This is a genomic window from Staphylococcus sp. Ze2, from assembly GCF_048568365.1.
GTDB lineage: Bacteria > Bacillota > Bacilli > Staphylococcales > Staphylococcaceae > Staphylococcus > Staphylococcus xylosus.
In genome coordinates this window covers 906924-933201 of sequence record NZ_CP183486.1, presented here as the reverse complement: position 1 = coordinate 933201, position 26278 = coordinate 906924, and the positions used below count along the sequence as shown (strand labels likewise).

The following is a 26278-nucleotide window of genomic DNA, read 5'->3' as shown; positions in this document are numbered from 1 at the left end:
AAATTACAGTGACAATTCTACAAACTTCTTAAAAAGGATTAGGCGTATTTATTTTAGACATAGATATCAAAACAATAAAAATAGCTATAAAGAATTCATGAAGATAAATTTCTTTATAGCTATTATTTTTATTATTTAGTTAGACTCGTTTCTTTCAACTTCATCAATTTTATCAACTTTTCGTTGAGAGCCACCTTCCCAACTCACATTGAGATAGGCTTCTACATTTTTTTTAGCGACTTCTATACCAATTATTTGTGCACCCATTGTTAAAATTTGTGCATTATTACTAAGTTGAGCGCGCTCTGCAGAATAATAATCATGTGCTAACGCAGCACGTATCCCTGTTAATTTATTAGCTGTTATAGCTACACCGATACCTGTACCGCATATTAAAATACCACGGGCATTTTGCCTTTGTTGTATGCTTTTACCAACTTCAGCTGCCACATCTGGATAATCTGTTTCTGCACATTGATGACAACCAAAATCTTCAACTTCATGACCTAATGTTTCAACATGTTCTTTTACCGCTTCTTTTAAATCGTATCCGTTATGATCTGCACCAATTGCTATTTTCATTTCATTTCCTCCTTAATATTGTCTATTAATCCTCTATAAAACTTCCAAATGTCTGTAGCATTAGATAAGCAGACATCGCACCAGGATCCACATGTCCCTGTGATCTATATCCTAATCTCTTAGAGCGCCCTTTATTGGAAATAATATCTTTTGTACTTTCCATGCCTAAATGTGCTTCTTTTAATGCTTTATTATAACCTTCTGTAAAAGCCACATCTTGGTCCATCGATTCTATTAATGATTTATAAAACGGCTCTAAAGTATCTATCATTGTTTTATCACCAATTTCGGCTTTGCCTCTATCTTTAATTCCTTTACTAAATGCAATCCAAAATTGATATAACCCTTCATCATCAAGCTCTGTTTGATTTTTAATTGCTACTGCGCCTTTTAAATAACCAGACGCATATAATGGACCAACTGATGAACCCACAGCATCTAAAAAACTTTTCCCCACAGCTACACTAATTTTCGCAATATCACTTTGTGATGCTAACTCATTATGAATCGTTTCCTTTACAGCTTGATAACCAATATCCATTGTGACGCCGTGGTCACCATCACCAATTTTTCTGTCTAGCTCACAAAGCTCATCTTTTTTCTGTTCAAATAACGTTGTTAACGCTAATATATAATCTTTAAATGCTTGACTTGTTAATACCATATTCACGCCCCCCTAAACTACCTTGAAGTTCGGACAATCTACTGGATGATCTACACATACTTTCAGCGTTTCATCTACTTTCATTAATGTCACTGAAAAACCACCCATCTCCATCGAAGTAATAAAATTACCGACAAATGTTTTATAAACACTAATATTTTTATCTTCTAATATTTCACTTACTTCTTTATTAATTATATAAAGTTCCATTTGAGATGTAGCGCCCAGACCATTAACTAAGACAACCACTTCATCACCTTCATGGTAAATTGCTTCTTTTAAAATGTTCTGCATAATCACGTTTACTGTTTCTTTAGCTGTTCTTACCGTTGTTTTTTCTATGCCTGGCTCGCCGTGATGTCCTAACCCTATTTCCATTTCATTATCTTCTAAATCAAAACTTGGTTTTCCAGTTTGAGGTAGATAACATGGGCTTAAACCAATCCCCATAGAACGTGTTTGATCATTAGCAAATTGAGCAATACGTCTTGCTTCTTCCAAATTATATCCAAAATCTGCCGCCGCTCCAGCAGCTTTATACACAAGTAATTCACCGGCTATACCTCTACGGTCGTCAATATCTTTAGATGAAGCGACATCGTCGTTACCGATAACAGCAGCCGTTTGGATATCATCTTCTATTTCTGTCATTTCGCTAGCCATCTCAAAGTTCATTAAGTCACCAGCGTAATTACCGTATATATACAACACGCCGTGATCCTGATTAATTTCTTTTGTTACAGCTTGAATTGGTATCGGTGAAGGTGAGGCAAATATATTACCGACAGCCACGCCATCCGCCATACCTTGACCTACATATCCTAAAAACCCTGGTTCATGACCAGATCCTCCACCAATCAAGACACTTACTTTGCGTTTTTGATTTCTTTTGTTACCTATTAAAGCCCTTTTATGAAGTTCTGAACGTCTTAAATATTCAGGGTAAGCCGCTAAATAACCAGTCATTAATTCATCAATAACATGGTCTGGATTATTAACCATTTTTTTCATTTCAATGCGCTCCTTTTATAACATAAATTCTTTAGCCATTGGCTTTAAGGTACAAGAACAATTTTTAATGATTTGTCTCCTTTTTTCATCAAATCAAATCCTTGTTCAAAATCTTTTAAAGATAATTGATGTGTGACTACACCATCAGTTGGAAAGTCATCTTTTTGGATTCCATCAATGACTAGTGGATAGCAATAAGGTCCTAAGTGGCTACCCATCAAATCTAATTCTTTACGATCCGAAATAATACTCCAATCTACTGTTACTGGATCAGCAAATACAGAGAATTCTACAAAACGACCTAACTTTCTGATTGCACTCAAACCTTGCTCAACGGATTTAGGATGACCCGTAGCTTCAATATATGTGTCACAGCCATATCCTTCCGTCATTGACTTGATTTCTTTCACAACATCAACTTTAGCTGGATTCATTACGATATCAGCACCAAATTCTTTAGCTAGTTCTAATCTTTCATCTTTCATGTCTAAGACAACCAATGTCTCAGCACCTGCTTTTTTAGCTGCACCTACCATGCCTAAACCTAATGTTCCGGCACCTGAAAGTACAACAAAATCTCCTAATTTAATGTTGGCACGTTGTACCGCATGTAAACTACAGGCGTATGGTTCAATTAAAATTGCTTTTTCTATAGGCATATCCTCAGGCACTTTGTAATTGATTGCTTCTTTTGTGAATTTCATATACTCTGCCATACCACCGTTCACATTGTTTTGGAAGCCATATAAGTCATGTTTTTCACACATCCAATATTCTCCACGATTACAGAATCTACATTCCCAACAAGGTACGATTTGTTCAGAAATTACACGATCACCAATTTCAAAATCTATAACATCATCGCCCTTTTCAACAATACGAGCAATAAATTCATGCCCTGGAATCATCGGTGATTTAATGTATGATGGCTGTGTTTCATCACCCCAAAAGCTTGGCGCACCATCATACGCTTTAATATCACCTGCGCAGATGCCACATGCTTCTACCTTTACGATAATTTCTTTTGAATTTTCTATTTTCGGAGTTTCAACTGTTTCATATTTATATTCACCAGGTGCATAAGCTACAACAGCATTCATTTGTTCTGGATAATTTTTCTTAGTCATAATTAAAAGCTCCCCTTTTTCTTTTTAGAAAACGTTTTCATTAACAATTATCATTTTAATATATTTTTTCGTTTCTTTCAAATATTCTTTCGTTTATTTTCATTTCGATTTTTTTTAGTTTTCTTGTGCACTATTTATGTTAAAATGTATAATGATATAAAGGAGGATGTGATTCATATGAAAATGTATGCTGATGAGCGCCGAGAACATATTTATACTTATATAAAATCTCATAAACGCGCAACGGTAAAACAGCTCTCTGATTACTTAAATGTTACAGAAGCAACTGTAAGAAGTGATTTAAGACGTCTTGAAGGTGAAAATAAATTAATCCGTACGCACGGCGGTGCAAAAATAATTGATAATCTTGGTTCTAATTTGAATTTTTCTTATCGCTTAACTCAAAAACATTCAGAAAAACATAAAATTAGTAGACATGCTTTGAAAAAAATACAACCACAACAATGTATTATGATTGATGCAAGTTCTACAACTTATGAATTGGCTAAACTATTAACGGAAACAACAATGGAACTAACTATTATCACAAACGGGTTAGAAAACGCAGTATTACTAAAAGAGAATCCACACTTAACAGTTCTTGTAGTTGGAGGTTTTGTTTCACAAGATTCAAATGCGATTACAGGTAATATCGATTCACAAATACTTGAAATGTATCACATAGATTATTTCTTTTTATCTGCGAACGGCTTTACACTTGAAAATGGCTTGACTGATTTCTCTTTACCTGAAGTTCAATTAAAAAAACAAATGGTAAAAGAGAGTGAAAATGTCATTGCGCTTATTGATAAAAGTAAATTCGATATCTCCTCTACACTTTCATTTGCAAAAATCAGTGACATTACAGAAGTTATAACTGATGAAACACCATCAAATAAATGGAAACAGAATGTACCATTTTCATTAACAGTAGCACCATGAAAAAATAAAAAACAAAAAAAGGAACAATGATGGACTTTAATGTTCTAAACGTAAAATTACTTTTAGATAAAGTCATCATTGTTCCTTTTATTTTGAATATCAATTATATACCACCGCTCCAGCCAATTGCCGTAAATATATAAAGTATCACACCACCAATTATCATCCATATGACAAATAGCGGTGCCATAAATTTAAACCATGAACCAAAATTAGCTTTAGCTATAGCTATAGCACCAATTGTAGCACCTAGTGTCGGAGTGATGAGATTACCTAATCCACCACCAAAAGATAATGAAGTTAATAATATTTGATCATTAACTCCTAATGCTGTGGTAACAGGCTGTAATATAGGCACCATCACGCTCATCAATCCAGAACCAGAAGGCACTAAGAAATTAAATATTGTAGCTATGAAAAACACTAACACTGAAACAACACCCGATGAGGCACCATCAAGTTGCGTCGTCAGTCCATGCACTATAGTACTTAATATTTGACCTTTTTCCAATATCACACTAATAGTATTTGCCATAATGATTGCAAAAGCAACTACAAGCATTGGTTTCGCTCCTTCTAAAAATCCATCCACCATTTCAGATGGCCGTTGCCCTTTAACAACATAGGCTAACACAAAACTCAAACCAAATACTGTAATAAAAACACCATTACCATACCGTTCAGTCCAATTGAGCAAACCATTCCCTAAAGCTAAAATGATTGGTGTCACGACAACTAAACTAACGACAATAATATCTCTCCAACTTACTGTGCTATCTTCTAAATTCACTTCACTATTTGATGGAGAATCATTTTGCTGTTGCCAAACTTTTGTTGTCATCATACTATTATCTGGATTTTTAATTACTCTTCGCGCATACCAAATTACATATAATAAGGTCACAACTAAAAATACAAGATACATAATTGCCCTACCACCGTAACCTGAATAAAGTGCGACATCAGGATATACAATTTGTCCGATTTTAGCCATGCCTGATGGTGAAACTGAAAATGCCATATACAAAGGTAAAAATGTAATCGCTAAAGCCATAATGGGATCCAATTTTAAACGTCTTACTAAAATGACGCCCAAGGTTACAAACACAATCATTTGGTCCCCACCAACAAAGAATCCGATAAATGCCATCAATGAGAATAAACCTATGATTAAAGGTAATGCACCTGCATGTTCAAACCGATAAATCATGAAATTGGTTATTTTCGTAACTGAATTCAACTGCAGAATGCCCCCCATCGAACCACCTATAAATAATAGTAAAGTGACTGTTTGAGCAGATTGTATACCACCATTTAGAATCAGAGTTATTGCATAAAATGGATTCACAGGATGTTGAGCAATTGCGTGGTAAGTCCCTTGTATCATCGACCCATCTTTCTCGGTACTAAACGCGCCAGCAGGAATGATATATGTCAAAAAACAAGCAAACATCATCATTATTAACATCATTAATAACACATGTGGTAACTCTAATTTACTTTTTGTCTTTATAGTGTTTTTATTTGCTGTTTGATTAACAGTATTTTGATAAGATGTTGTACTAGATTCTGACATAGTCGTTCACTCCTTATAATAAAAACAGGCACAACTTTTATATTTTAGTTGTGCCCATCAATTTCAATGCTTGCAAAGCTTTAATTTGTAACACGAGATTGTTTAGATTGTGTATATCTATTTTCTTTAAAAGGAAGACCAAGATGATCTCTTAATGTTTCACCATGAAACGCTTTATCATAATAGCCTTTTTCCTCTAAAATAGGTAATACATTTTCTAAGAATTCATCATAAACCGCGCCGTATATATGAGGACCAAAAATAAAACCATCTGCTGCGCCGTCTTCTACCCATTCAATAATTAAATCTGCTACATCTTCGTATGTTCCCATAAATGGAGAGCGTCTGACTGTTTCTTCTAGCGCGACTTCTCTTAACGTTAAGTGATTTGTTTTTGCACGATCAGCTATTGCATCTGCTGTAGCTCGAAAACTATTTTGACCAACTTCGCCTAAATCTGGAAAAGGTGCATCTAAGTCATATTGACTAAAATCATGATGATCATAATAACGCCCTAAATAATCTAACGCTTCATCAATATTTGCTAAAGTCTTAATATTTTCAAAACGTGCTTCTACTTCACATTCAGTCTTAGCTATGACTGGTGCTAAAATCGGGTATACTCTTACCTCATCGGGGTTACGTCCATAAGCCTTGGCTTGATCTTTAATACTTTCATAATTCCGTTGTGCACTTTCTTTTGATTCTCCTAATGTGAAAACTGCATCTGCATATTTGGCAGCATAGTCTTGTCCTTTAGGTGAAGCGCCTGCCTGAAAAATAACTGGTTGACCTTGTTCAGAACGACTTGCATTTAACGGCCCTTTTATTTGGAAATATTCACCTTTATAATCTAATGTGTGCATTTTGTTTTTGTCTAAATATTCGCCTTTGTCACTATCAAATTTAAAGGCATCATCTTCATATGAATCCCAAAGTCCTTGTACAACTTGAATATGCTCTTCAGCGATATCATATCTCGTATCATGCTCTGGATGAGCACCTTTGCTATAGTTATCAGCACTACCCTCAAGTGGTGATGTAACAACGTTCCAACCTGCACGTCCATGACTGATATTATCGATCGTAGCTAGCTGTCTCGCAACAGTGAAAGGTTCACTATAGGAAGTTGAAATTGTACCAACTAAACCAATTTTTTGAGTAATCGGCGCAAGTGCAGCAAGTAGTGTTAAAGGTTCATGCCTGTCTAAGAAATGAGGAATAGATTTCTCATGAATATAAAGTCCATCTGCTACAAAAACAAAACTAAAACCTGCTCGCTCTGCTCTCTTAGCAATATCTAGTTGGTATTCAAAGTTAGTACTTGCATCACTAGGAACCTCATTAGATTTCCAAGCATGCATATGACTACCCGGACCATTTAACATAATACCGAAATCTATTTTTTTCTGACTCATAATACCCCTTCTTTCTGGTTAGCAATTGTATATGATGGAGCAAGTTGCTCCACTGTTTTCACTCTTAATTTGTGATTCTGTATTGGCATATGCAACATAAACTCATCGATGAGCCCTTCATTGTTCAACTGAGATAATTGATGTTGAACTTCAGCAGCTGATCCTTCTAAAACGTCTATTTGCTTTTCTTCTACTTCAAAATGTTCTGGGCTTTGTTTACTAAATTCTTCTAATTGCTCCTTAGTATTTACAGTAATTTTTCTACCATCTTTAAAATGCAAAGCATAATTTGTACGACCCTCTTCAACTAATGCTTTTTCATCTTCATTTTCTGTTACTACTGCTGCTACAGCAACAATAAAACGTCCTTCTGGGTATTGTTGTTTATAAGATTTTACTGCACTTCGTAATATATCGACGTTAGAATTTATAAAGAAAGCATATACAAAGCCGACATTTTCTTTTGCTGCAAATTGTGCGGAATGGTCGCTACCTCCTAATAAAAAGAGCTCAGGTGCTGGGATATCACCATCTCTTATAGAAGTTTGTAATTGATTATATGCGTCATCTTCTTTAAAACTGCGATTATTGAAATTGTTTAACAGTTGGAATTTATCATTGAATGTAACTTGTGGCGATTTGAATTCTGACTGCAATGCTTGAGTAGATAATGGAAATCCACCAGGTGCTTTACCAATACCTAAATCTACTCTACCTGGTGCAAGGTGGCTAATAAAATGGAATTGTTCTATTACTTTAAAAGGACTATAGTGCTGTAACATGACTCCTCCTGAGCCAATACGAATTTCGTTAGTCTTGTTGAGTAGATGTGTCACTAATATTTCTGGGCTTGTACCCGCAACTTCTGGAATATTATGGTGCTCTGAAACAAAATATCTCGTATATTTTAATTTATCTGCTAGTTGTGCTAATTCAACAGTTCGTTGTATACCATCATTTACAGTTTCATTAATATCAATTGGACTTTGATCTAGAATACTCATAGATGTCATATGTAATCCCCCCAAATCAGTTTTCTGAATATTAGATTACTAGTAATATTATGCTCCTCAAACATTTTTGTCAAGTATTCTTATCGTTTTAGTAAGGATTAAATAATATTAGACACCTAAGAGTCATTTAATATAAGAAATTTAAAAACCATCATAAAAAATAGGGATTGAGTATTATTTTGCCTCAACCCCTATTTCAATATTCTTATATAATTTTAAAATAGTCACAATCTGTTATGAAAAGCTTTTTATCATCGTTTGTTGCTTTGAAAGTTGTGAAACATAATTTAAGCCGCGCGCTTAAATTCCAAGAGTTGTACACTATTATCAGAGTTAAGCACTAATTATTTATAATGCTGTATATCCCCCATCAATTGTAACAACACTACCAGTAACAAATGATGACGCATCAGAAGCTAAATATAATGCTGCACCTTGTAATTCTTCTGGTACACCAGGTCGACCTAATGGTGTGAAATTCATCCATGTATCAATCATTTCTCCACCTTGAGCAAAATAGTCTCTAGTTAGTTCTGTTTCCATATAACCTGGAGCAATCGTATTTACACGTATACCATGTTCTGCCCATTCATTTGCTAAGCTTTTAGTAAACATAATTACTGCACCTTTAGAAGTATTATATGCCGCCTGTGGTTGTGGCGTATTTACAATGATACCTGACATAGAAGAAGTATTTACAATAGTACCTTTTTGTTGTTCGATCATCACTTTACCTACAGCTTGTGACACTAAAACCATACTGTTAATATTGACATCCATATTTTTAACCCAACGATCGTAAGGCATATCTTCAAATTTAACATGTTCATTGATTCCAGCATTGTTGAATAGAATATCAATACGTCCAAACTTATCCATTACATCTGAAACCATTTGCTCAACGTCTGACACATTTGTTACATCTACTTTACATGCCAAAGCTTGATTTCCTGTTTCAGTTTCAAATTCATTTGCTGTTTCTTTTGCTAAATCTAAATTAATATCGGCAATAACTAAGTTTGCACCAGCTTCAGCCAATCCTTTCCCCATTGCTTTTCCTAGTCCTGAAGCACCTCCTGTCACGATTGCGACTTGACCATCTAATTTAAATTTGTCTAAAACACTCATATATGTAGCCTCCATTTATTTCGTCTATTATTTATAATTGTAAAATAAATTGATATTCAAAGATAGTGTAAACGCTTACTGAATTCGTTTTCTATATTTAATTCTGAATATAATTCCTGTATATTCACTCTAAACAATTCAATTACTAAATAGTATATATGAACTTTGGCATCTGCTTTAGCATTGCTACTAAAGTAATCTTTAAAATATAAAAAACTGCATAACTTAATAAATCTGTAACTAACATCAGTAATAGTTATTTTAATAATTTATATATAAAAGACGAGACAGAAATCAAAATTCGATTTCTGTCTCGTCTAATGTCGCTGTCGCCATTTTATAATTACTTAAATGCTAATTTTTACGATTACATATTATTTAGTAAGACCAACCTAATGGATTTTCCACATGTTCTTCTAATTCTATTTCATCAATATCAACCATTGATTCTGATATATTTCTAGAATGGTAACCAATTCGCTCTAATATTGCAATCATATCTAGATATAATAAGCCGCCTTCTGGTGAACACTCACCTGAACTTAAACGCTTAATATGTTTCTTCCTTAAATCATGTTCTAGTTTGTAAGAGTCATTACTTATTTTAACAATTTCATCACGTTTAACTCTGTCATAAACGTTGAACATTTCAACTGTCTTTTCAAATGACATATTAACATGATTGTAAAGCTTTTCAATACTTTGTTCAGCTTTATCAGATATTTTGATAGGATCTGTATCTTTTTTCTTCAAATCTAATAAATAAGCTTCTGATAAGCCAGCTACTTTCAACATCGTGCGATTAACGTCGAATAACACGGACATCCTTTCGGCATCATCTTGTGACAACTTCTTCTCAGAAATTTTAGTAAGATACTGCCTAACATTATCATACATATTGTCAATTGCTGCATGTTTCTGAATAATATCCTTTTCGGTTTTTTCATCATAGTGATTGACTTTTTGTAACATGGATAACGTCATTCTACCAATGTTTTGAATTTCATCTTGAGCTTCTTGTAGAGCAATGTTAGGTGCTCTATTAATTAAGTTCTTATCAAGATGTCTTGGTTTGTATTTTTCATTGATATCTTCACCTGGAATAATTTTTGTAACTATCCAAGCCAGTACAAAAATAAATGGTAATTGAATTAAAGTATTTGTTACATTAAATGTACCGTGTGCAAATGCAATAACCATTTCTGGCTTTAAATTCAATGCGCCTTGCATCCACTCAATAACTAATTGATACAACGGTAAGATGAGCAAGAATATTGCTGCACCTATCACGTTAAACATGACATGAACTGCTGCAACACGTTTTGCTGCGAGAGACCCTGCTAAACTTGCAAGTATTGCAGTAATCGTTGTACCGATATTATCACCTAGTAATACTGGTAGCGCGCCATGTAAACTGATTAAATCATTAGCAAAGAACCCTTGTAAGATACCAATAGTTGCACTTGAGCTTTGGATGATAACTGTTAAGAATGTACCAGCTAAAACACCATATATTGGATTTGATGACATATCTAACATGATTTGTTTAAACCCATCTAAATTAGCGAGTGGCTTCACTGCACCACTCATCAACTCTAAACCATAAAAAAGAGAACCAAACCCAAATAAAATCATACCTATATTTTTAACTTTTCTTTTCTGAATAAAGAAAATTAAAAACGCGCCAATAGCTAGGATGGGTAGTGAATAAGCACCAATATCAATACCTATTATAAATGCTGTAACCGTGGTACCTATATTCGCTCCCATAACAACTCCGATTGCTTGTCGCATTGTCATAAATCCTGCACTTACAAGACCAATCGTAATGACAGTAGTCCCTGAACTACTTTGAATTAAAATTGTAACAATCATACCTGCCAAAACACCCATGATTGGATTACTCGTAAATTTATTTAATATACTTCTCAGTCGATCGCCAGCAGTTGCTTGTAAGCCATCGCCCATCTGTTTAATTCCGTATAAGAATATACCTAAACCACCGATAAAAGTGAAAATTATCTCCATTACAGAAGAATCCATCGTCACACCTCTTTAAATTATTTGTAAACTATGTGAATTATAACTTATTTTTGTTAAGCAAATGTTAATTCTTTATTAAAATTATAGAAAATGTGCTAAACAATTATGTAATCATATTTCATTTAGTTTTCAATATGCTTATAAACAGTGCAATGACAGAGTTTAATAAAAACAAAAGCATTCTATTTTATAACAATTAACTTTCAAATAAATGACTATTTATGATTTATACGCCCCTTTTAATATAAGCATTTTAATAAATTTCTTATATTAAAAGGGGTTAGCTATCAAATTGATAGCTAACCCCGCTAATAAAAATCTTTTCTTTTAATCAATAACAATACAAGAAATAGTGCTATATTTTATATGCTTATGAAGGAACTTCTGTACGTTTTTCACTATGTTTTCTAATGATTGCGGCACTTATTGAAGAAATAACTCCAAAAATAATAAAACCGACAAACATCCACATAGTCGTATTCATTTCTAGTGGTTGATTCATATAAAGTAATTCTCTCAAATATTCACCATAGTGAGTAAATGGATTCCAACTCACAACATAATCTTGATAAAATTGAGGAAGCATTTGTTTAGGGAACATTACAAGTTGCATACTAAAGAACATTGCTATAAAGAATATTGGAATAGATTTCATACCTAACCAACTCATAACGCCTAAAATAAGTCCAATAAAGCCTAATAATGCAATAGAAACAAAAAGGCCTATTTTATTAATGTCAGGGAAGTCAAATCCTTGAACACTAGACATAAAGTATACATAACCAAATCCACCTACAAAGGCAGTAACAACTGCAATAGCCAATTGACCTAACGACGCAATAATACGGTGAGAAATTATAATGTTATCTGAAGTTCTAAATGCAAAGAATAGCAAAATAGATGCAACGATTGAACTAATCCACACTGGCATAAACATTAAGAATGATGCATTTCCATTACCTTGGTGACCTTTAACTTTATGAAGCTTTTGATCTGATACCTTTACAGGATTTGTAAGTCCTTGAATATCACTAGGGTTAACTTTAACATCCTGTTTTTCTAAAGTATCTAAACCTTGTTGTGTTATTTGTTCATTTAAATTATCACCGATACCTTTTAATACATTTGAAGAAATTTGTGATGCTTGCATATTCGCACCACTATTAGTCAATGTTTTAAATTCTGCTCGACTGGCAGTTATGTCTTGTGAAGCACCAGACTTAGCCATTTGACTTTGCATTTTTTTAGCCTGATCTGGCGGTATTTCACCTGATTGTATTTTCTCTTGCATTTCTTGCTTTTTACTATCCATTACTACTTTTTGAGTTTTACTCATTGCATGTTTTGAAAAATCTTTTTCAAAAATAGCTGCACCAAAATATTTTTGCTCATCTAATCCTTTTCGAGCATCTTTTTCATTATCTACTTCACCCCATTTTATAGTATCAGAATCACTGTTTAATAGTTTATCTTCTAATTTTTCACCAATGTTAATGTCATTATTTTGAATAGATGTACCTTCATCTTGATTAACTATAGCAATTGGTAAAGCTTTTGGTTTAGGATTATAAGCTGGATAAAATGCTATTGAAAATATGGCCAAGATGATTAGAATTACTATGGGTGCTATCCAAAGTAATTTATTTTTAAATATATTCATATAATTGACCCCCTTTTTGAACACCGTGTTGATTAATAACCACTTTGTTTATTATAATAAGCATAATTCAATAAGCAATATGCAATAAACCTCATTTTGTTTGTTTATCAACAAATAAACATGGTTTGTCTATTAAAGATTAAGGAGTTGAACAAAATGGTAGAAGATCGTCGTGTCAGAAAAACTAAAAATGCAATAAAACAAGCTTTTATAAAATTATTAGCAGAAAAAGAACTAGAACGGATAACGATACAAGATATAACAACGCTTGCAGATGTTAACCGAGGGACTTTCTATTTACACTACGAAGATAAATATATTTTACTTTCAGACCTGGAAGATGAGATTCTCGCTAGTTTAGTTGATGAAATAGGTACTTCTAAATTAGTTATGCAAGACTCAAATTTAGAAGATTTCGCTAAAAATTTTTCGAAAAAAATTCTTAAAAATATCATTCTTCATATACAAAAAGATATCGATTTTTACTTAGTTATTTTTAAGTTAGATAGAAAGAGTCAGCTTGAAGATAAAATTTCAGAGCTTATGTACGCTAATATGGTTAAAATTATTAGCAATAAGCAAAAAATTTCAGGCATTCCAATAGATTATTTTCATAGTTATGTTTCAGGTGCGACGATTTCTTTTATCAAACATTGGGTACAAGATAATAATAGAATGGAACCCAATATTGTTGCCGATCATTTATTCAAAATTATATTTAACGGTCCATTACGTCTAATGGCAAAAGAACAATATAAATAACACTTCTGAAGAAAGGACCCCAAATTATCATGATAACTGCATATAAACATTCACAAACAGATAAAGTAATCGAATCTGAACTGGATCACACAGCTTCATGGGTTAATGTCGTTGATCCCAACTGGGAGGAAATCGAAATGCTTATAGATCGCTATGACGTTCCTGAAGATTTCATACGCGATCCACTAGATAGAGAAGAAAGTGCGCGTGTTGAATACGATGAAGATTCGCATTATTCATTAATTATATTAGATTTGCCTATTATTAATGACACTAATTCAAAAGTATTGTCATTTATTACTATTCCTTTAGGAATTATTATTGGAAATAAAAAAATCATTACTATATGTAATGTTGAAAATGAATTCTTAGAAAACTTTGCGCGTCAGAATATAAACTTACGCTTTCATAGTCGTTTTGCATTAAACATATTGTTAACAATTACAAATCATTACAACAGAAATTTGAGATTGCTGAATAAAACACGTGTACGTATTGAACGTGACTTAAAGAATAACGTCACAAATAAACAACTTTATAATTTAATGGAAGTAGAAAAAAGTTTAGTTTATTTTTTAGCTGCACTTAAAGGTAATGAAAGCATAGTAAAAAAATTATTCCGTTTACCTGCTATGAAACGCTTTGATGAAGATGAAGACATTTTAGAGGACTTATTAATCGAAAATAATCAAGCCTTAGAAACGACGAGACTTTATACAGATATATTAGAAAGTATTACTACTTCATACGCATCATTACTATCAAATGAGATGAATAATACGATGAAAACATTAACGCTTTTCACTGTATTTTTAACTTTGCCAACGTTAGTATTTAGTTTTTTCGGTATGAATGTCCCCTTACCTATTGATGACCATAGTTATATTTCATGGCTCATTGTGATTGGCATTTCTCTAATTATCGTGACCATCGTAGGCGCATTTTTATGGCGCAAACAAAAGTTGTGAATTAGATTAAAAACGCTTATTAACTCGTACAAAATCTCTATAATTTTTTAAAAACGTACTTAAACTCGTGAAAATAGTGTGAATGAAAGACTATAGGATCGACTTATCTCACTAGAAGTATGCATAAATATAAAAAAGACTAATCCATTCTCATAAGGATTAGTCTTTTATTTTGAGAATATAAATTTTGTAATACCCTCAACCTTAATATACTTTTATACTACTATGCTTCTATATTTCTTTCTATATGACAAAGCGTATGTTACGCCAAAAGCTACGATAAATGCAATAATCATTGCTATACCATAATGTAACCAACCATTATTTTGACCACTAATAGATATAAATCCTGGTATACCTGCAGTACCTAATGCAATAGCTTTAACCTTAAAGAATGCTATATAGGCAGAACCAATACCTGAACCTACGATTGCCCCTATAAATGGATATCTTAGCTTCAAGTTCACGCCAAACATTGCTGGTTCTGTAATACCTAATAGAGCTGATACACCTGCAGCAGAGGCTACGCCTTTTAATTTTTTATTTTCTTTTATAATAAAGAACGCTGCAAGGGCAGCCGCTCCTTGTGCAATATTAGACATTGTTGCAATAGGGAATATAAATGAACCACCCGTTGATGAACTGTCAGCGATAAGTTGCGTTTCAATAGCAATAAAACTATGATGCATACCTGTAATAACGATTGGCGCATATAACAAACCAAATATAAGCCCACCGATAGCACCACCAAATTCATATAGCCACGTTAAACCGTCTGATAGCCAATACCCTAAAGTACGTGTTAATGGACCAACAAATGAAAATGTTATAAAGCCAGTTGATAATATTGCTAATAAAGGTGTTAATAAATTATCTAATACTGTTGGTATAACTTTCCTTAGTCCTTTTTCAATTGTTGCAAGAATATATGTAGCTACTAGCATTGGTAAGACTTGACCTTGGTACCCTACTTGATTAATTTCGAGACCGAATAAGTTCCAATGAGGAATCTCTTTTCCCGCTTCTAATGCTTTAGGATAATCATAAGCACTCATCAATTCTGGATGAACCAATATCATTCCAAGCGCCGCTCCAAGGTATGCATTGCCTCCAAATCGTTTTGCAGCACTAAAACCAATTAGTATAGGCAATAATGTAAATGGGGCATTAGCAAAAATATTAATCATTTCAGCTAAGCCACTAAACTGATTTTGTACTTCTATTAATGATTGATTATCATAAAAAATACCTGGTGCAGTTAATATATTATTGATACCCATGAGCAAACCACCAGCTACAATTGCTGGTATGATTGGAACAAAAATATCTGAGAGCATTTTCACAAACCTTTGAAAAGGATTCATGTTTTTAGTGCCTTGCGTTTTCACCTCTGACACCGAAGATGCTTCTTTGCCGGTAATATTTTCTAATTCACTAAATACTTTATTTACCGTACCAGAACCAATGATAACCTGGTATTGTCCCCCAGTTGAAAACGTTCCTTTTACAACATCCATGTCCCCTAACGCTTTTTCATCAACCAAGCCTTCATCCTTTAATACAAGTCTCAAGCGCGTTGCACAATGTGTCATTGCTTCAACATTATCTTCCCCACCAAGCGCTTGCAATATATTTTCTGCAGACTTTTTATAATTCATTATATAACCTCCTTCAATTAATGGAACCGGTACCAAAAAACTCTATAATCATATTGTAATCGGTTCCAATAAATAACGCAATCCTCTTTTTGTATATTCTTTGTGACTATATTTAAAGTTTTAAGATTTAGTCAACTGCTAACATATCACTTTCTTTTATATTGAAGTAATGATACTTAATCTTGTCGATAAAATAGTCTTGTAACATTTTTATATTTTCTTCATTTGTAGGTGCATTATTCAAATGAATTGACCACGCCCTTGCAGGACATTCCGTATCAAAAAACATTTTATGTAGTTTCACTGTCTCTCTATTTACAGGTAACTGGTACTTTTTCAATAGTAAGGCTGCAATCCAATAACTTGCTTCTTCATTCTCCCCAAATTGTTCATCAGTCAATATCCCGTTAATTTTTGATTGGCAACGTTCTATACCAATATAATGATCATTCGCAAAAGCATTACCACAGTGCCATTCTACATATTGAGATGGATGAAACCAATAACATGTTTGCTTATTAACATACACACACGCCCATCCTTTTTCCAATTCATTATTATCTATCCTTTGCTGTAGCCAGACAATATAATCCTCTGCACTATTATTTTCTGCATCGTCATGTAACACGATACCTAATACTTCTGGTTTTAATTTCGTGATTTTAGATTCTTGATTGTAAAATTCAGAATAAATATGTTGCATTTTAAAACCTCCGCGACAAACCGAACAATATGAAATTTTAAGTTGATTTCTCAGAAAAAATTATCTTTTACTCAAAATACATTGCCCAAAATTTAATTTTTAACACCTAACCTCTTTATAATATTAAAAATTATTTATATTTAAAGCATTAAAATTCATAACTTTTTGTAATATAATGTATTTTAAACAATATACCACTTTAAATTATTATCAGGAGTTGCCTTTACTATGAAAAGTACAACTTTGTGTATTCATGAATTTCTAAATACTCATACACAACGGTGTATACATCAAGTCATACTTTTATTTTCATTAAATAATAAGCTAGATGTTACCCTAAATGGATATCAATTATCTGCAGAAAATCATATTATTATCATAAACCACAATGATTTATATCATATTTCAGATGCTGAACAAGTAGTAGAATTGAGTATCCCCATTCAACAATTCACAAAAACAATCAAAAGTTTCTTCAATTTTTACTATAATTATAAATTGTTAAATTCAAATGAATATCTTAAATTTCAAATTTTAACGATGATTCAACAGTTGAGCAAATGCGGACCTATTGAATCACCTTTACTTGATGAAATTATAACGATAATTAATAAGGAAGCAAAAATAGTACATGACTATACTTATATCCCATCTATATGCACAGAAAACACCTTACTAAATGATATAACTGAGTTTATAAAAGCTCATGTTACTCAACCACTTTCATCCAAAGATGTTTCGAGTACATTTTATATTTCTGCGCCTTATATTTCTATATTGTTTAAGAAATATTTAGGTATTAGTTTTAAACATTATATCACCAGTCTAAAAATCGCTTTGTCACTCGCTGATCTTATTCAAACGAAACACGCTATTTACCATATATCCGAGTATTATGGATTCAATCATTATTCAAATTATATTCATCAGTTTAAATATTTCTTAAATATGACACCTAATGAATTCAGAAAATCAGTACATGCTTCACAACAAAACAACATCGTACTTATCAATAATAATTTGAATCGATTCAAACCTCAAATTGATCTGATAACTAAAGAAAAGCCTGTTTCATCGAATCAATTACGAATTGATGCCAAGCAATTAGATTTTAAGGATTTGGCAAAACCCACTACTATCTTTATTCACATAGATAATCTAATGGATATTATTCAGTCTGACTTTAATTCTAAATTTAGTTTTAAAGATTTAACTGATGCCTACGTATTGATTAATAATCTTAGGAATCTCTCTTTAGAAAATTTAAGTCTTACTGGTATGATTGATTTTATTGATTCGCTATTCTCTGATTATATCGGCATTGCAATCAGAATAAAGTCTATATCACAGTTTGATTTTATTGAAAGCTTGATCTTACAATTTTTAAAATTCAAACCAAAGTATGTAAAACATCAACACAATTATAATTTCCTAATTCTCTTTGATACATCTCATTTATCATTAAACGATGTTAATCGTTTATATATTAAAATAAAAAATCTGAACTTTAATATAAAAATGGCTATTACCATCGAAGGTGTAATTAATCAGGTTAATTCTTTAAAAAATGCTTTTACATTACTCCAAAGGTTTAATTTTAATTATCATTTTATTGATATAGAACAAGTACAAGTCCGAAATCTATTAAATAAAAAAGGTGAAGGTTTTAATAATTCGATGAGTTATTATGATTACTTTAATAAAGTAATCAAAGCATCACATATTGATACATCAAAGTTTGTATATACAAAACTTACTAAGCACTGCTTCAAGTTTTATGAAGAAAGCCATCCTTTGGAAATATCTGATTTAATGTGTCATATTCTTATCTTGTTAGAGAGAGGTTGTGGTGTTGGCTACGAATTAATACGTAAAGAGAAAGCTGATGTAGCTCTGATGAATAGCCATGGAATTTATGAACCCTTAATGTATATATATCAATTCATTAGACCTTTTATTGGCAAGCCAATTTCTATTCATAAAAACTTTATTATGCTAAAAGAAAAAGAAGAAATTCATTTACTCTTATTTAATTCTGTAAATCATCGTACTTCTCCAAAAGAAGTACTTAATCTTTCATTAAAACAACCTATATTAAATTCAAAAATCACATTGTTTATACAGACATTGAACCGAGAACGCGGATTTATTGACTATGCTTTACCACCTTCATTCAACGACATATATATTGAAAGATCCTTATTACGATATATTGAACAATCCACTATACCAAAAGCAGAAATTAGACAGTTTACGCAATTTAAAAATAGCTTAGACTTTATATTGCATCATGATGAACTAAAATATATTCGAATATTACCGTCTTAAATCTTCATAATTTAAAATTGCAATTGTGACAAACTTAACAAGTTTTAAATTGTATTAAGATACTTTAACTAAATGATGATTGGTACTTTCAATTGCATAAATTAAATATTTTAGATATAACAGAAGAAAATAGATATAAAGGAGTATGATACTTTGAAAAACAGTAAAGCGTTCGCAATTACTATAAGTGCAATAATGTTAATTGTTGCTATTGTATTGATTATTATGATGTTGTCTAGTGGTCAAAAAGAAACTTATTATGGCTATATGAAAAATGAAACAACTGCCGATAAAATTATCAGTGAAAAAGATCATAAAATAGAAAAAGATGTTAAGTTACCGGCTGAATCAGGGTTTTCACCTAAAAAAGGAGATTTTGTTAAGTTGATTAGAGCTGAAGGCGATGGTTCCTTTAGTAAAATGGAAGTTGTTGATCATGATGATATTCCTCATGGTTTAATGATGAAAATCCACGACATGGGCGAAATGAAAGGTATGTAATATTTGTACAATAGTCACTATGCAAAAACTCAAACATGCACTTCTCTAATTACATGATAATATATAATATAAAAATGAGGAGAGGCAAGGACAAATTAATTGTCTTAGCCTCTCCTCATTTATTAATAAAGTATGCCTACTTCTCTTTTGGCTTATAATCTTGCTTAAATTCGTTATGTTTAGCATCTTTGATATTTTTATTAGTTTCACTATCAAAACCTTGTACTAAAATACCTTTAAATGTACTAATTGGTTGCACTGTATACGTATGTTCTGAATCATCTTTAAATTTAACTTGCTTATAATATAAACCTTTTTTAGCACTATACAATGTTTTCTCAGATTCAATTTTTTCAGTTAAATTTTGTTCATCCATATAATGATCTACTAATTCTAAATTTTTGTGCCCCTGATATGTTCTCATGCCAAAGAAAAATACAATAGCAATAATCAGAGACAACACTAATAGACCCATGATTTTCAAAAATGTTTTCATCATTAATCTCCTTTAGTTAAAACGATAACTTTCTAACTGATAGATGTGTTGTTATGCCGCTCATTAACCCTTTATTACACTGTTATCATATAATAAAATACATAATATTATTAGTATGACTGATTACAAATAATTTATAAAGTCATATAGACTTTTTGTAACAAAATCTCCTTAAATTAATTTCTCATATAACATCATTTTCCATTTTCTAAAAGCACACTTCATTAGTTTAAAAGGCACTATAAATTACAGTACTTTTTCACTATATAGTTTCTAGTTAACTAAACATCGACAAATATTATTTCCATAGTAGAAAGAGGTGCACAACTGTTCCTTGACAACAACCATAGTTCATAATAAGGTTAAATTTCAAAAGGGGTGATTAAATGGAGGAAAAAGACAGCTACTTAGAAAGACAACTATGCTTTCTTTTTTATGTGTCTTCTAAAGAGATCATTAAGAAGTATACGTCTTACTTAAAAGAATTTGATTTAACATACACAGGCTATATTGTGCTACTAGCGATTAAAGTAGATGAAAAACTCAATATTAAAACACTTGGCGAACGTGTTTATTTAGATTCAGGGACACTTACACCTTTACTTAAAAAACTTGAGAAAAAAGGCTATGTAACTAGAACACGTGAAATTGATGATGAGCGTAATCTACAAATTGCACTTACTGAAAAAGGTGCAAATGTTAAAGAGCCACTCTCTAAAGTATCAAAACGTGTATTTAGCGAATTCGATATGGATATGGATGAAGCTATTAATCTAAAAGAAACATTACAACACTTCGTTAACAAACATTTTTCTAAAGATATTTAATCTGTTAGAGGTAAAGTTAAAGTTAGAAGTTCTAGTTTTCATGTTTTAATTTTTGACTTTACTTTCCTCTTACTTAAATCTTTTTTCACTATGTCCCCACCCCACCAATGACACTAACTCAATTAAACTAATGGTTAGTCTTTTTTATTTCTATTTAGTTTGACTTTGACTTTCTTTGACTAATATATTATACTATATTTGTAAGATACAAGGAGAGGTGAATAGAGATGATACAAAGTACTAACAATCTTACTAAAGATTTATTAGAAAGTTTAGTCTCAGACCATCACGATTTCAAAGTAACTGTATACCAAGCACAAGATAGTTATACAGTTGAAGCTGAACTTCCTGGTTATCAAAAAGATGATATTACTATTAATTTTGAACATAAAACATTAACTATACTAGCAAAACGTGCATCTAATTTAGAACAACAAGGTTCTTATTTAATTAATGAACGCAATTCTAATCAGCAAAGCAGACAGTTTATCTTTAAACATATAGATACAAATAAAATAAAAGCAACTATGAATGACGGCATCTTAACGATAAAATTACCAATCAAGCAAACAAAAACACAAATTTCAATCGACTAAATTTGAAAATTTAAGGAGAGATGTATAATGGCTTTTGATAAAAAACCGTATAACAATCCATTTTTTGAAGGTGATCCAACTGAGTTGTTCAGAGATTTTGGACGTCAATTTTTTGGAAATTTTCCTGAAACTTCAAGCATTAAATCAGATGTAAGAGAGTTCGATCATGCCTTCATAATTGAAGCTGAACTCCCTGGTTTAAAAAAAGAAAATATTAGTTTACAATTTGAAAACGACACTCTAACAATTGAAGGTAAGCAATCAAACGACACTAAAGAACAAGATGAAGATGGTCGCATCCTTCATCAAGAACGAACTTATAGCGATGTTAAACGTCAATATCCTTTTGATAATATAGATGAAACTGCTATTAAAGCATCGTTTGAAAATGGTGTGTTAAACGTAACACTACCTAAAAAAGAACAAGAAGAACACTCAGCATCAAATATTCAAATAGATTAATATAGTCACTTTATTGACTACTGATAATCTTTATAAGATAAATTAAAAAAAGCTGTAGTTAGATTGGTTATCTAACTACAGTTTTTTTTATAATGTCGGATTTAATTTTTCACGTTTCATAATATGAATCATAGTAATTAAAGCAATCACGCCAAATATAGCTAATAAGATAAAAGAGAAATGGCTTGTTCCAGTAAGACTCGTTATAAATGCTATGACTAATGGAGGGAAGAAACCACCTAAGCCGCCCATCATCGAAACAATGCCGTTAGCTGATCCAGCCTCTTTTCCAAAATAAGTTGGTACAAGCTTAAATATTAAACCATTACCGAGGCCAGCGCACATGCTAATTAGTAAACATCCTATTGTAAATAATAAAATATGACTTGATAGACCTAACGTAATCGCACCTGTAATCATTAATAAAAAATCACAGATTAGTAAAGTTACAGCATTAAACTTATCTCCTAATACACCACCTAACGGTCTTAGGAAAGTAGCTAATGCGATAAACACCCCTGCTCTTATACCCGCATCAACTTCATTAATACCGAAATTTTGTACTAAGAAATTAGGCAAAAATAATCCAAAAGCTACGAATGAACCAAATGTAATAAAATACCAAAGTGATAAATAATATAACCTTAAATCTTTTATCAATATTTTATATTGTTTTACTAATGGTACTTTAATTTTAGGTTCTTTACTGTCCCCTAACAAAAACATAAAAATTGCAAAAAGCACTATGACGATTAGATAACCTCTAACTGTTGATTGCCAACCTATGATACCAGCTATCGGAGGTGCTAAGAATGAAGAAATTGCAGTTCCTATATTCCCCATCCCATATATACCGTTTGCTAATCCTACGCGATCTTTTGGAAAATACTTAGGAATAGATGTTACACCTACTGAAAATACAGCACCACCTACGCCAAGAAAGAAACCTGATATCATTAACATCTTAGGTGATTGTGCATGACTTAAAAAATAAATCGGAAATAATAATATAATAAAACTACAAAAGAATACCCATTTCGCACCAATAATATTTGTTAAATAACCAAACGGTACTCTTAAAATAGAACCTAATATAACAGGAATAGCTAAAATAATAGAAAGTTGACTGCTTGTTATATGTACATCCTGAGAGATAAAAGGCATTAGCGGCGCAATAATGCTCCATGCCATGAACCCTACAACAAGGCTTAAAGACTGCAATGTTAGTTGAAAACTACCACTTGCTTTGTTCATTCATTTCACCTTCAATTTTATAATTATTTTGATAATTCAGGCCAGTATTTGCATATAGTTGAAGTGCTGTATTTCTATGTAGTAATCATAAACATCAGCACCAGTGTAGTATGAGTAAGTATAAACGTTTCTATTAGCAGAATACCGGCCACAATCTAATTATAAAATCTTTGTGAAAAAATGAACATAAGGATTATCCCTTAACAAATAGTGGAATTTCCCTACTTCATTTAATGAAGCTTACACAAGAAACATAATTTGAAGTTTAGCTCTTCTCCAGTTTCACCTTTAATTTAATAAATTCTAAACAACAAAAAAAGAGCTAACTTAAGCCTGCTCATTTTAGGCAATTAAGTTAGCTCTTTTGTATAAGTACTACTTTAAAAATCAATCAATTTTTTCTTCATGGCATATTCTACTAATTCCGGCTTTGATTTTAATTCTAATTTTTGCATGATATGTGTTTTATGTGCCTCTACTGTTTTTACAGAAACAAATAATTTCTCAGCGATATCTTTATTCCCATAACCTTTTGCTATTAAAGGTAATATCTCTATTTCACGCTTTGATAAAATTTTATAAGGATCCGTTGTGGTTTGCTTATCATTACCTGAATTATTCACGAATTCATTGACTAGCGATGTCGTCAATTTCATATCAACATATGTTTCACCTTTAAATACTGTTCTAATTGCCAGTATCAATTGTTCATCTGGGGCATTTTTCAAAATATATCCTTTAGCACCATTTCTTAATACGTGAAATAAATATTCTTCGTCATCATACATTGTTAGTATTAGTATTTTGGTATCTGGAAAACTTTCTGTAATTTTACTTGTTGCTATAAGCCCTGACTCACCAGGCGGCATACTTAAGTCCATAATAAGTACATCTGGCTTGTATTTCATCACTTTTTGATACGCTTCCACACCATCGGCTGCAGTCCCGACGACTTCCATATCTTCTTGATAATTTAATATCATTGTAAATCCAGTACGCACAACTGCATGATCATCCGCGATAACTATTCTCAAAATTAATGTCTCCTTATCCCCTATATTGGAACTTCTAATGTAACAATTGTGCCTCTACCAATTTGAGTATCTATATTTATCTCAGCATTTACAAGTTCTGCACGCTCGTTCATACCATAAAGTCCCAAGCCAGTTCCCTTTGGCTGGTCTGTCTTTATAAATCCATTGCCTCTGTCTATAATTTCTGCAATTAGTTTACCGTGGCTAACTTGTACTTCAACTTCAATTGTATCTACGTTCGCATATTTAATAGCGTTAAACAAAGCTTCTTGTACTATTCTATAGACTACCGTTTCAATTTCATTATCAAACCTACGCATCGTTAAATTAGATTGATAGATTATATTGATACCATAATTCACTTCTACCTGTTTAAAATATGTCTTAAAGGCTGCATCTAATCCTAAGTCATCTAATGAAGATGGTCTGAGTTCTACAGATAAATTACGTATATCATCAATTAATTTAGACATCAATCCTTCTATGCGCTTAGAACCATTAACTAACTGCTCTATGTCTTGTTGATATTTTAAAAGTCTTAATTCAACATCTATATTTAACATTTCTTGTACTACACTGTCATGTAATTCTCTAGATATCCGTTTTCTTTCGTTTTCTTGAGCAGAGATTGTTTTTTGCATCATTTTTCGTTGATACATCTTGTCATGTCTTTCTATTTGAGGCGACACATTTTGTAACGTGAACGCTTTAATTCCTTTGGATTCATCGATTGTTTGATAAGTAGCTGCAAAAGGCTCAACTGTACCACGTGTCGTTTTCATAAACACCTGAAAGCTTGTATTCCCAACATTTTCTACTTCTAAAAAGCAATGTCTACAAGATTGTAAATCAAATTCATTAGTATAACCATCGCAATGGTTACATATGACATTAGTCATGACCTCATAATCATTATCCAATGAGATAATATCACTTGCTGCTTGGTTCATTGCAATCACTTGACCATGATTATCAACAAATACAATTTTTTCACTCGTTTTATTAAAATATTGCATTAACAATGATTCCATATCTAGTTGTTGATTGCTTTCCATTATAATCACCTAGTCTTCTTCATTAAATATGCCCAATTTATTTTTAAGTGATATGTTTTTATATGTTTTGGGCAAGGGTTGTTGATTGCGCTGACCTAATAGTAAAACACCATAAACTTTCTTTTCATACCATAATGGTATTGCAACCATCGCCGTTAATAACTCACAAAGAACTATAGGATATTTGTGTTGTTCCTGTGAGGATAATAATTGTGCTACATTTTCTATCACCATACGTTTCCCCGTCTTCATTACATTACCTGCTAATCCTTTTCCTTTGCGAAGTACGATCAATTTATAACGATTATTCAAATTTCCAGAGGCATAACACCATTTAATTGGTGAAATATCACTTTCTTGCTCATAAAATGCTATTGCAGCAAAATCAAATCCTTCTTCGATTCGAATTGAGTCTAATATTGATTGGTAATTAATACTTTCTCTTAACGATAATGCATTCAACTTACCGC

25 protein-coding genes are annotated in these 26278 nt (G+C 32.1%); 8 read left to right on the top strand and 17 right to left on the bottom strand.

Annotated features, from left to right (window positions below; all coding sequences use genetic code 11):
• Positions 1-135 precede the first annotated feature (135 nt).
• From rpiB to ACM591_RS03965, 4 genes are read right to left on the bottom strand one after another with little or no spacing between them, the layout of a single operon-like run.
• The gene (gene rpiB, locus ACM591_RS03980) at positions 136-582 is read right to left on the bottom strand and encodes a ribose 5-phosphate isomerase B (RefSeq protein ID WP_326026644.1); all 447 of its coding nucleotides are present in this window, start codon (positions 580-582) and stop codon (positions 136-138) included.
• 25 nt (positions 583-607) lie between these two features.
• Entirely contained in the window at positions 608-1246 is a 639-nt protein-coding gene (gene dhaL / locus ACM591_RS03975; RefSeq protein ID WP_029378392.1) for a dihydroxyacetone kinase subunit DhaL, read from the bottom strand.
• A 12-nt stretch (positions 1247-1258) separates the two neighbouring features.
• Entirely contained in the window at positions 1259-2257 is a 999-nt protein-coding gene (locus tag ACM591_RS03970) for a dihydroxyacetone kinase subunit DhaK (protein ID WP_418354433.1), read from the bottom strand.
• A 44-nt stretch (positions 2258-2301) separates the two neighbouring features.
• Positions 2302-3384, bottom strand: a complete 1083-nt coding sequence (locus ACM591_RS03965; protein WP_029378390.1) for an MDR/zinc-dependent alcohol dehydrogenase-like family protein — start codon at positions 3382-3384, stop codon at positions 2302-2304.
• A gap of 177 nt (positions 3385-3561) precedes the next feature.
• On the opposite strand from ACM591_RS03965, the gene ACM591_RS03960 reads away from it, so the two are divergent.
• Entirely contained in the window at positions 3562-4326 is a 765-nt protein-coding gene (locus ACM591_RS03960) for a DeoR/GlpR family DNA-binding transcription regulator (RefSeq protein ID WP_029378389.1), read from the top strand.
• A 103-nt stretch (positions 4327-4429) separates the two neighbouring features.
• Here the strand turns inward: ACM591_RS03960 and ACM591_RS03955 are convergent, their stop codons facing one another.
• The 6 genes from ACM591_RS03955 to ACM591_RS03930 form a co-directional block, all read right to left on the bottom strand.
• The gene (locus tag ACM591_RS03955) at positions 4430-5902 is read right to left on the bottom strand and encodes a Na+/H+ antiporter NhaC family protein (protein ID WP_069796911.1); all 1473 of its coding nucleotides are present in this window, start codon (positions 5900-5902) and stop codon (positions 4430-4432) included.
• A gap of 80 nt (positions 5903-5982) precedes the next feature.
• A complete protein-coding gene (locus ACM591_RS03950; protein WP_326026645.1) occupies positions 5983-7320 on the bottom strand; it encodes an LLM class flavin-dependent oxidoreductase in 1338 nt (445 codons plus the stop codon).
• Positions 7317-8333, bottom strand: coding sequence for an MsnO8 family LLM class oxidoreductase (locus ACM591_RS03945; RefSeq protein WP_326026646.1), 1017 nt, complete (start codon positions 8331-8333; stop codon positions 7317-7319). The genes ACM591_RS03950 and ACM591_RS03945 overlap by 4 nt, the downstream gene beginning before the upstream one ends.
• 348 nt (positions 8334-8681) lie before the next feature.
• On the bottom strand, positions 8682-9461 hold the full coding sequence (locus ACM591_RS03940) for a glucose 1-dehydrogenase (RefSeq protein ID WP_029378385.1): 780 nt from the start codon (positions 9459-9461) through the stop codon (positions 8682-8684).
• Positions 9462-9839: 378 nt separating this feature from the next.
• The gene (locus ACM591_RS03935) at positions 9840-11504 is read right to left on the bottom strand and encodes a Na/Pi cotransporter family protein (RefSeq protein ID WP_029378384.1); all 1665 of its coding nucleotides are present in this window, start codon (positions 11502-11504) and stop codon (positions 9840-9842) included.
• A 370-nt stretch (positions 11505-11874) separates the two neighbouring features.
• Positions 11875-13164 (bottom strand): YhgE/Pip domain-containing protein, encoded by a 1290-nt coding sequence (locus ACM591_RS03930; protein ID WP_058625530.1) that lies wholly within the window; start codon positions 13162-13164, stop codon positions 11875-11877.
• 156 nt (positions 13165-13320) lie between these two features.
• Between ACM591_RS03930 and ACM591_RS03925 the strand changes: the two genes are divergently transcribed.
• Together ACM591_RS03925 and ACM591_RS03920 are read left to right on the top strand one after the other, a co-directional pair.
• Entirely contained in the window at positions 13321-13926 is a 606-nt protein-coding gene (locus ACM591_RS03925) for a TetR/AcrR family transcriptional regulator (protein ID WP_326026647.1), read from the top strand.
• A gap of 29 nt (positions 13927-13955) precedes the next feature.
• Positions 13956-14894, top strand: coding sequence for a magnesium transporter CorA family protein (locus tag ACM591_RS03920; protein ID WP_058625531.1), 939 nt, complete (start codon positions 13956-13958; stop codon positions 14892-14894).
• A gap of 215 nt (positions 14895-15109) precedes the next feature.
• On the opposite strand, the gene ACM591_RS03915 is transcribed toward ACM591_RS03920, so the two are convergent.
• Both ACM591_RS03915 and ACM591_RS03910 read right to left on the bottom strand, forming a co-directional pair.
• Positions 15110-16552, bottom strand: a complete 1443-nt coding sequence (locus ACM591_RS03915) for a sucrose-specific PTS transporter subunit IIBC (RefSeq protein WP_058625532.1) — start codon at positions 16550-16552, stop codon at positions 15110-15112.
• A gap of 127 nt (positions 16553-16679) precedes the next feature.
• On the bottom strand, positions 16680-17255 hold the full coding sequence (locus tag ACM591_RS03910) for an N-acetylmuramoyl-L-alanine amidase (protein WP_058625533.1): 576 nt from the start codon (positions 17253-17255) through the stop codon (positions 16680-16682).
• A 228-nt stretch (positions 17256-17483) separates the two neighbouring features.
• Between ACM591_RS03910 and rsp the strand changes: the two genes are divergently transcribed.
• The gene (gene rsp / locus ACM591_RS03905) at positions 17484-19583 is read left to right on the top strand and encodes an AraC family transcriptional regulator Rsp (RefSeq protein ID WP_418354432.1); all 2100 of its coding nucleotides are present in this window, start codon (positions 17484-17486) and stop codon (positions 19581-19583) included.
• 153 nt (positions 19584-19736) lie between these two features.
• Positions 19737-20084 carry a DUF4889 domain-containing protein gene (locus tag ACM591_RS03900; protein ID WP_029378377.1) on the top strand — a complete coding sequence of 116 codons (348 nt, stop codon included), beginning with the start codon at positions 19737-19739 and terminating at the stop codon, positions 20082-20084.
• Between the two features lie 136 nt (positions 20085-20220).
• Here ACM591_RS03900 and ACM591_RS03895 read toward each other — a convergent pair whose 3' ends face one another.
• Complete coding sequence (locus ACM591_RS03895) at positions 20221-20580, bottom strand: DUF3139 domain-containing protein (protein WP_080661267.1); 360 nt, start codon at positions 20578-20580, stop codon at positions 20221-20223.
• Positions 20581-20966: 386 nt separating this feature from the next.
• Here ACM591_RS03895 and ACM591_RS03890 point away from each other — a divergent pair, with 386 nt between their 5' ends.
• The 3 genes from ACM591_RS03890 (at position 20967) to ACM591_RS03880 (ending at position 22465) form a co-directional block, all read left to right on the top strand.
• Positions 20967-21407: a MarR family winged helix-turn-helix transcriptional regulator gene (locus ACM591_RS03890; protein WP_029378375.1), complete on the top strand. Its 441-nt coding sequence runs from the start codon at positions 20967-20969 to the stop codon at positions 21405-21407.
• 227 nt (positions 21408-21634) lie between these two features.
• Positions 21635-22003 carry an Hsp20 family protein gene (locus ACM591_RS03885; protein WP_029378374.1) on the top strand — a complete coding sequence of 123 codons (369 nt, stop codon included), beginning with the start codon at positions 21635-21637 and terminating at the stop codon, positions 22001-22003.
• Positions 22004-22030: 27 nt separating this feature from the next.
• Complete coding sequence (locus ACM591_RS03880) at positions 22031-22465, top strand: Hsp20/alpha crystallin family protein (protein ID WP_058625535.1); 435 nt, start codon at positions 22031-22033, stop codon at positions 22463-22465.
• An 87-nt stretch (positions 22466-22552) separates the two neighbouring features.
• On the opposite strand, the gene ACM591_RS03875 is transcribed toward ACM591_RS03880, so the two are convergent.
• The 4 genes from ACM591_RS03875 to nreA all read right to left on the bottom strand — a co-directional run bounded on the left by ACM591_RS03875 (position 22553) and on the right by nreA (position 26270).
• Positions 22553-23719: a nitrate/nitrite transporter gene (locus ACM591_RS03875; protein ID WP_038679065.1), complete on the bottom strand. Its 1167-nt coding sequence runs from the start codon at positions 23717-23719 to the stop codon at positions 22553-22555.
• A 380-nt stretch (positions 23720-24099) separates the two neighbouring features.
• Positions 24100-24753 carry a nitrate respiration regulation response regulator NreC gene (gene nreC / locus ACM591_RS03870; RefSeq protein WP_029378371.1) on the bottom strand — a complete coding sequence of 218 codons (654 nt, stop codon included), beginning with the start codon at positions 24751-24753 and terminating at the stop codon, positions 24100-24102.
• A 20-nt stretch (positions 24754-24773) separates the two neighbouring features.
• Positions 24774-25808 carry a sensor histidine kinase gene (locus ACM591_RS03865; RefSeq protein ID WP_029378370.1) on the bottom strand — a complete coding sequence of 345 codons (1035 nt, stop codon included), beginning with the start codon at positions 25806-25808 and terminating at the stop codon, positions 24774-24776.
• A 9-nt stretch (positions 25809-25817) separates the two neighbouring features.
• Positions 25818-26270 (bottom strand): nitrate respiration regulation accessory nitrate sensor NreA, encoded by a 453-nt coding sequence (nreA, locus tag ACM591_RS03860; RefSeq protein WP_029378369.1) that lies wholly within the window; start codon positions 26268-26270, stop codon positions 25818-25820.
• Between the last annotated feature and the right edge of the window lie 8 nt (positions 26271-26278).